This window comes from Nocardioides stalactiti (assembly GCF_014180715.1).
Taxonomy (GTDB): Bacteria; Actinomycetota; Actinomycetes; order Propionibacteriales; family Nocardioidaceae; genus Nocardioides; species Nocardioides stalactiti.
The window spans coordinates 1-7718 of the sequence record NZ_JACEFC010000158.1; the positions used below are offsets into that span (position 1 = coordinate 1).

At 71.4% G+C, this 7718-nt stretch carries 7 protein-coding genes; 6 read left to right on the forward strand and 1 reads right to left on the reverse strand.

The features are described 5' to 3' along the window. Positions 1-174: 174 nt before the first annotated feature. A complete protein-coding gene (locus tag H0487_RS20645; protein WP_183096107.1) occupies positions 175-1008 on the reverse strand; it encodes a DUF1028 domain-containing protein in 834 nt (277 codons plus the stop codon). 69 nt (positions 1009-1077) lie between these two features. Between H0487_RS20645 and H0487_RS20650 the strand changes: the two genes are divergently transcribed. The 6 genes from H0487_RS20650 to H0487_RS20675 all read left to right on the forward strand — a co-directional run. Next, the gene (locus H0487_RS20650; RefSeq protein WP_183096108.1) at positions 1078-2106 is read left to right on the forward strand and encodes a 6-phosphofructokinase; all 1029 of its coding nucleotides are present in this window, start codon (positions 1078-1080) and stop codon (positions 2104-2106) included. A 32-nt stretch (positions 2107-2138) separates the two neighbouring features. Further along, positions 2139-3338 carry an amidohydrolase family protein gene (locus H0487_RS20655; RefSeq protein ID WP_183096109.1) on the forward strand — a complete coding sequence of 400 codons (1200 nt, stop codon included), beginning with the start codon at positions 2139-2141 and terminating at the stop codon, positions 3336-3338. A gap of 94 nt (positions 3339-3432) precedes the next feature. Then, positions 3433-4959 carry an APC family permease gene (locus tag H0487_RS20660; RefSeq protein WP_183096110.1) on the forward strand — a complete coding sequence of 509 codons (1527 nt, stop codon included), beginning with the start codon at positions 3433-3435 and terminating at the stop codon, positions 4957-4959. Between the two features lie 34 nt (positions 4960-4993). Then, positions 4994-6334 carry a class II 3-deoxy-7-phosphoheptulonate synthase gene (locus tag H0487_RS20665; RefSeq protein ID WP_183096111.1) on the forward strand — a complete coding sequence of 447 codons (1341 nt, stop codon included), beginning with the start codon at positions 4994-4996 and terminating at the stop codon, positions 6332-6334. 21 nt (positions 6335-6355) lie between these two features. After that, positions 6356-6949 (forward strand): cupredoxin domain-containing protein, encoded by a 594-nt coding sequence (locus tag H0487_RS20670; protein ID WP_183096112.1) that lies wholly within the window; start codon positions 6356-6358, stop codon positions 6947-6949. After that, positions 6946-7718 (forward strand): threonine aldolase family protein (locus tag H0487_RS20675; protein WP_183096113.1); only part of this gene is annotated, 773 nt, incomplete at its 3' end. The genes H0487_RS20670 and H0487_RS20675, both read left to right, overlap by 4 nt.

Here is a 7718-nt window from a genome sequence, read left to right on the forward strand (position 1 = left end):
GTTGTCGGACCTCGAGTCCGAGCTCGACGAGGTCGACGACGAGCTCGGCGACGGCGAGGACGTCCGGGACGAGGCGGCGGCCGCGCTCCGCACCGCCACCGCCGAGCGCGATGCGGCGCAGGCGGCGCTCGACCGACTGTCCTGAGCCCCGTGTCCTAGGCCCCGCGTCCTGGGTCAGGACGCCGGCGACCAGTCCGGGGTGTCCTCCCGGAGCTGGTCGATGACCTGCGCTGCCGTCCAGCCGGGGCCGCCGAACGCCTCGAGGTTGTGGGTGCCCATCCAGGCGGCGAAGTGCGCGTGGCCGAGCGAGCGCGCCCGCGCGTCGAGCTCCTCCATCAGCTCCGGGGTGTCGGGCACCTGCTCGTCCTCGGGCACGTCGGGGGTCAGGGCCTCGTGGAGCCCGAGGAGCCGCTCCAGCTCGGCGACCGGGTCCGCGTGGTCGTCGACCCGCAGGTCGACGGCGACGTCGTCGAAGCCGCCGTACCCGGCGCCGTCCTTGACCACGAGCAGCGCGGCGGACTGGCGCCCCCGGCTGTCGCCGCCGGCCGCCTCCCCGGCGGCAAGCGCGGCGAGGGGCCGGCGGGCGAGCGGCTCGTCCGGGTCGCTCTCCTCGAACGTGTCGCGCATCGCCTCCACGACCTCCGGGCCCGTCAGGATGTTGCCCTGGACGGCGAAGCCGTCGCCGGTCAGACCGCCGGCCCAGTCCAGGCAGGCCGGCCCGGTGAAGGTCGCCGCGCCGCCCTCGAGGTCGACGATCCCCACCTGCCGGTGGTCGCGGCCCTCGTCCTCCTCGACCAGCCGCTGCACCGCGATCGAGGCGGTCGCGCCCTCGTCGAGGTGCGCGAGGGCGAGACCCTTGTAGGCCACGTTGGCCCAGGCCTGGGTCGCCACGGCGCCGACACCGGCCACGGCGGCCGGGACCGCGGACCCGACGGCCAGGAACTTCGAGGCGACGGCCACGCCCCAGGACTCCCCGTCGGCGGAACGGGCAACGATCGAGTACGTCATGGGTGCACGTTAGCGACCCGACTGGCTAGGCTCGGTGACGCTGGAACGATCCAACCCTGAGGAGCGCAGATGCGCGTCGGTGTGCTGACCGGAGGGGGCGACTGCCCCGGGCTCAACGCGGTGATCCGCGCCGTCGTGCGCAAGGGGGTGAAGGAGCACGGGTTCGAGTTCATCGGCTTCCGCGACGGCTGGAAGGGACCGCTCGAGGGCATCACGATGCCGCTCGGCATCGAGGAGTGCCGCGGCATCCTGCCTCGCGGAGGGACCATCCTCGGCTCGTCGCGCACCAACCCGTTCAAGGTCGAGGACGGCGTCCAGCGGATCCAGGACAACCTGGCCGAGGCGGGAGTCGACGCCCTCGTCGCGATCGGCGGCGAGGACACCCTCGGCGTCGCCACCAAGCTCGCCGACCTCGGCGTCAAGGTGGTCGGTGTCCCCAAGACGATCGACAACGACCTGTCGGGCACGGACTTCACGTTCGGCTTCGACACCGCGGTCAACATCGCCACCGAGGCGATCGACCGGCTGCACACCACGGCCGAGTCGCACCACCGGGTCCTCGTCGTCGAGGTGATGGGGCGGCACGCCGGCTGGATCGCCCTCCACGCCGGACTCGCCGGCGGCGCCAGCATCGTGCTCATCCCCGAGATCCCGTTCGACATCGACGAGGTCTGCGGGCTGGTCCAGCGGCGGTTCGAGTCGAAGTACGCCCCGATCCTCGTCGTCTCCGAGGGCGCGGTTCCCAAGGACGGGACCGGCATGACGCTGGCCAGCGGCGAGCTCGACGCGTTCGGCCACGTCCGGCTCGGCGGGATCGGTGACCGGGTCGCCAAGGAGATCGAGGACCGGACCGGCGCCGAGGCGCGCGCCGTCGTCCTCGGCCACGTCCAGCGCGGCGGCACGCCGACCGCCTTCGACCGCTGGCTCGCGACCCGCTTCGGGCTCCAGGCGATCGGCGCGGTCGCCGACGGCGAGTTCGGTGTCATGGTCGCGCTGCGCGGCAAGGACATCGTCCGGGTCCCGCTCATCGAGGGCACCGGCGAGCTCAAGGTGGTCAGCCCCGAGGAGTACGAAGAGGCCCGGGTCTTCTTCGGCTGACAAAACCCCTCGGGCCGGGCCAGACTCTGGGGGTGCTCGCGATCCGTGCCTCCCACGCGTTCGACGGAAACGCCTTCCTGCCCGGCGGTGCCACGGTCCTCGTCGACGGCGAGAGGATCGTCGGGGTCGAGGCGGGCGATCATGCGGTGCCCGAGGGCTGCGAGGTCGCGTCGTACGGCGGGACGGTGCTGCCCGGGCTGATCGACGCGCACGTGCACCTGGTCGCCGACGCGAGCCCGGGGTCGCTCGAGCGTTCCCAGGCGATGACGGCCGAGCAGCTGGACGCCGAGATCGAGCGGTCGCTGGCGTCCCAGGCGGCGGCCGGGGTGACGACCGTGCGCGACCTGGGCGACAAGGACTACCGGACGTTGGCGTTCCGGGACCGCCGGACGACCGGCCAGCCGCGGATCATCGCCGCCGGACCGCCGATCACGACGCCGGGGGGCCACTGCCACTTCCTCGGGTCGACCGCCGCCGGCCCGGACGAGCTCAGGGCCGAGGTGGTGCGTCACCACGAGCGCGGTGTCGACGTCATCAAGGTGATGGCCAGCGGCGGGTTCCTGACCGCGGGCACCGACATGTTCGGCGCGCAGTACTCGTCGACGGACCTGCGGGTCGTCGTCGAAGCCGCGCACGAGGTCGGGCTGCAGGTCCTCGCCCACGCGCACTCCGTCGCGGGCATCGAGGCCGCTCTTGCCGCAGGGGTCGACGGGATCGAGCACTTCAGCGGGATCTCCGAGGACGGCAACGTCATCTCTGACGACCTCCTCGACCGGGTGGCCGCGGCCGGCATCGTGGTCGACCCGACGATGGGGTTCGACCAGACGCTGATCCCGCACATGCCGCCCCCTCCGCCGCAGGTGCTGGAGACGATGCAGCGGACCGGGATGGACTTCCCGGCCACGATGGTGCGGATCTCGGAGGCCGCCGCCCGCCTGCGCGCGCACGGGGTGCGGGTCGTGCCGGGGGTCGACTCGGGAGCGATGCCGCTCAAGGCCCACGGCAACGCCTGGATCGCCGTGGTCGACCTCGTCGTCGCGGGCTGGCCGGTCGAGGAGGCGCTCGCCGCCGCCACCTCAGGCGCCGCCGAGGTGTGCGGCGTGGCCGACGTGACCGGTCGTCTGGCCGTCGGCCTCGACGCCGATCTCCTCGTCGTCGACGGCGACCTCGCCGCCGACCCGGCCGCGCTCGGACGGCCGCTCGCGGTCCTCGTTCGGGGGCACCAGGTCTGACGACGCTCCGACGGGGGTATTTCCCAACCCCGCCCCGGTGGGGGAGGGTGTCCGGACCGTACGTCACGCGTCCGCTCTCTCGGAAGGAGCAGGCATGACCGCCTCGACCTCGCAGGAACCCTCGCCGGCCAGCGGCACGGAGCAACCGGCGCTCAAGCGGGTGATGGGGCCCTGGCTCCTGCTCCTCTTCATCGTCGGCGACATCCTGGGCGCCGGGGTCTACGCCGTCACCGGCCAGATGGCCGGCTACGTCGGCGGGATGCTGTGGCTGCCGTTCCTCTGCGCCTTCGTGGTCGCCGCGATGACCGCCCTGTCCTACCTCGAGCTCGTCACGAAGTACCCGCAGGCCGCCGGGGCGGCGCTCTACACGCACAAGGCCTTCGGCATCCACTTCCTGACCTTCATGGTCACCTTCGCCGTCGCCTGCTCCGGCATCACCAGTGCCTCGACCTCGGCGAACACCCTCGCCCAGAACTTCTTCCAGGGCATGGCGCTCAACGGTGTGTGGGAGACCGTCGACGAGACCGGCGCCACCATCAGCTCGGTCGACTCGGGCATGGTCACGGCGGTCGCGCTGGGGTTCATGGTGCTGCTCGCCGTCATCAACCTCCGTGGTGTCGGCGAGAGCGTGAAGTTCAACATCCTCCTGACACTGGTCGAGATCGTGGCGCTGACCATCGTGATCGGTGTCGGCTTCGCGGTCGTCCTGCGCGGTGACGGTGCGTCGGCGTCGGAGCTCTTCAGCCTGGACGACTACCAGGACATGGGGTTGCTGTTCGCCGTCACGGCGGCGACGTCGATCGCGTTCTTCGCCATGGTGGGCTTCGAGGACTCGGTCAACATGGTCGAGGAGACCAAGGACCCGGAGCGGCTCTTCCCCCGCACCATGCTGCTCGGTCTCGGGATCGCCGCCGTCCTCTACATCATGGTCGCGATCTCGGTCGTGAGCGTGTTGACCGAGGACCAGCTGAAGACGATCTACGAGGAGGAGGGTCGGGCCCTCATCTCGGTGGTCTCGATCGGCGCCCCCGACTTCCCGATCGACAAGATCTTCCCGTTCCTCGCCGTCTTCGCCGTCGCCAACACGGCCCTCATCAACATGCTCATGGCGAGCAGGCTGGTCTACGGCATGGCCAAGCAGCGGGTGCTCCCGCAGCAGCTGGCGGCCGTCCTGCCTGGCCGGCGGAGCCCGTGGGCCGGGATCGTCTTCACCACCCTCCTCGCCCTCGGCCTGATCCTCTACCTCCGGCTGGCGAACCCGGAGGGCAACGTCGTCACCAACCTGTCGTCGGTCACGGCCTTCCTGCTGCTGTGCGTGTTCACCATCGTCAACGTGGCGTGCTTGGTGCTGCGGGGTCAGCGCGGCGCGGACACCCCCTCCTTCTTCACCTCGCCGGGTCTCACCCCGCTGGCCGCGGCGATCCTGTGTGCCTATCTCGCCGGGCCGTGGGTCGACCGCGACCCGATCGTCTACAAGATCGCGGGAGCGCTCCTGGCGATCGGCGTGGTGCTCTGGGTGGTGACGTTCCTGGTCAACCGAGCATCGAACGTCGAGGACGCCGACCCGCGGTTCGTCGACATCGAGCGGATGGACATCGATCCCACGGACGACCCGCGATAACGCGACGTACCGGCGGTCGCCGTACCCTTGAGAGGTGACGCAGATCCCCTCCCTCGAGCAGCTGCACGCCATCGGCGCGGCGCAGCAGCCGACGTACGACGACCCCGTGGCGGTTGCGGCCGCGGTCGACCGGTTGCGGACCCTTCCGCCGCTGGTCTTCGCGGGCGAGTGCGACGACCTGAAGGCCAAGATCGCGGCGGCGAGCCGTGGCGAGGCCTTCATCCTCCAGGGCGGCGACTGTGCGGAGACCTTCGTCGACGCGACCGCCGACAACGTGCGCAACAAGCTGCGCGTCCTGCTGCAGATGGCCGTCGTCCTCACCTACGCGGCCTCGGTGCCGGTGGTGAAGGTCGGGCGGCTCGCCGGTCAGTACGCGAAGCCGCGATCCTCGGACAGCGAGACCCGTGACGGGGTCACCCTTCCCGCCTACCGCGGTGACGCTGTCAACGGCTTCGAGTTCACCCCCGACTCGCGTCGTCCGGACCCGCAACGCCTCCTCGACGTCTACCACGCGTCCGCGTCGACGCTGAACCTCGTGCGCGCGTTCACGACGGGTGGCTACGCCGACCTGCGCCAGGTGCACACCTGGAACTCCGAGTTCGTCCGGAACTCGCCGGTCGGGCAGCACTACGAGGCGATGGCGGCCGACATCGACCGCGCGCTCAGCTTCATGAAGGCGATCGGCGCCGCCGACCCCGACGAGTTCCACCGGGTCGACTTCTACTCCTCCCACGAGGCGCTGCTGCTCGAGTACGAGCACGCGATGACGCGCATCGACTCGCGGACCGACGAGCCCTACAACGTGTCGGGCCACATGGTCTGGATCGGTGAGCGCACCCGCCAGCTCGACGGCGCGCACGTCGAGTACTTCAGCCACATCCGCAACCCGATCGGCTGCAAGCTCGGCCCGACCGCGACCGCCGACGAGGCGCTCTCGCTCGCGGCGAAGCTCAACCCGACCAACGAGGCGGGTCGGCTCACCTTCATCACCCGCTTCGGCGCCGGCAAGATCCGCGACGGCCTGCCGTCGCTGGTCGAGAAGGTCACCGCCGAGGGCGTCGACGTCGCCTGGGTGTGCGACGCCATGCACGGCAACACGTTCGAGGCGTCCAACGGCTACAAGACGCGCCGGTTCGAGGACGTCCTCGACGAGGTCCAGGGCTTCTTCGACGTGCACCGCGCGCTCGGCACCGTCCCCGCCGGGATCCTCGTCGAGAACACCGGCGACGACGTCACCGAGATCATCGGCGGCGGCGAGGAGCTGACCGAGCACGGGCTCGCCCACCGCTACGAGTCGGTCGTCGACCCGCGCCTCAACCGGGTGCAGTCGCTGGAGATGGCGTTCCTCGTCGCGGAGATGCTGCGCGGTTCCTGAGGCCCGGCCTATGGTGGCGGGGTGCGCATCCGAACGCTTCTCGCTCCGGTGGCTCTCGGCGCCGCAGCACTGACCACGGCGGCCGTCCTCGGTGCCCCCTCCGCCGTCGGCGGCGGCTCGACGATCTCCGCGTCCGGCGTCACCTTCACGCCGGCCAACACCACGGTGGCGCAGGGCACCTCGGTCACCTGGTCGTTCACCGGCACCCACACGACGACGTCCGACCAGGCCTTCTGGAACAGCGGCAACCGGTCGACCGGCGCGACGTACAGCCAGGGGATGAAGTCGGCCGGGAAGTTCCCCTACCACTGCACGATCCACGCGGGCATGAACGGCTCGATCACCGTCCCGCTGCGGGTGACGGGCGGGTCCGAGGGCAGCGGCTGGACGCTTCGGTGGTCGACGGCCACGGCCGGCGCGGGGCGGGCGTTCGATGTCCAGTACCGGCGGACCGGCACGACCGCCTGGCGGTCGTTCCGCACCGACACCACCGCCGCGACGGGGCTCTTCAACCTCGCCCAGTCGGGGACCTACCAGCTGCGCGCCCGGACCTCGAACACCGCGCAGGACAGGGAGTCCGGCTGGTCGCCGATCATCACGCGCACGCTCTCGTGATCGATCTCCGCTCCGACACGGTCACCCGGCCGACCGCGGCGATGCGTGCCGCGATGGCGCGCGCCGACGTCGGTGACGACGTCTACGGCGAGGACCCGACGGTCGTCGCGCTCGAGGAACGGGTCGCCGCGCTGCTCGGCAAGGAGGCGGCGCTGTTCACCCCCACCGGCTCGATGGCCAACGTGCTCGCCGTGGGACTGCTGGTGGCGCCGGGCCAAGAGGTCCTCTGCGAGGCCCGCGCCCACATCGCACGGGCCGAGCTCGGGGCGCACGGGGCGGTGTCGGGCGTGACGATGCGGACCTGGTCGGACCCGCGCGGCCAGGTCGACCTCGCGGCGGTCGCCGACCTGTTCGCGCCCGACCTCGGACCGTTCTTCGTGCGCACCGCGGCGATCTCGATCGAGAACACGCACAACTTCGCCGGCGGGGCGGTGCTGCCGCTGGCGTCGTTGGAGTCGCTGCGGTCGTTCGCCTCCGCGCACGGCGCGAAGGTCCACCTCGACGGGGCCCGGCTGTGGAACGCGCACGTCGCCACCGGCGTGCCGCTGTCGTCGTACGGCGGTCAGGCCGACGTGGTGTGCGTCTGCCTGTCCAAGGGACTCGGTGCGCCCGTCGGGTCGCTGCTCGCGGGACCTGCGGCGCTGGTGGCCGAGGCGCGGGTGCGGCGGAAGCGACTCGGGGGAGGGATGCGGCAGGTCGGGATCCTGGCGGCCGCCGGGCTGCACGCGCTCGACCACCACGTCGAGCGTCTCGCCGACGACCACGTACA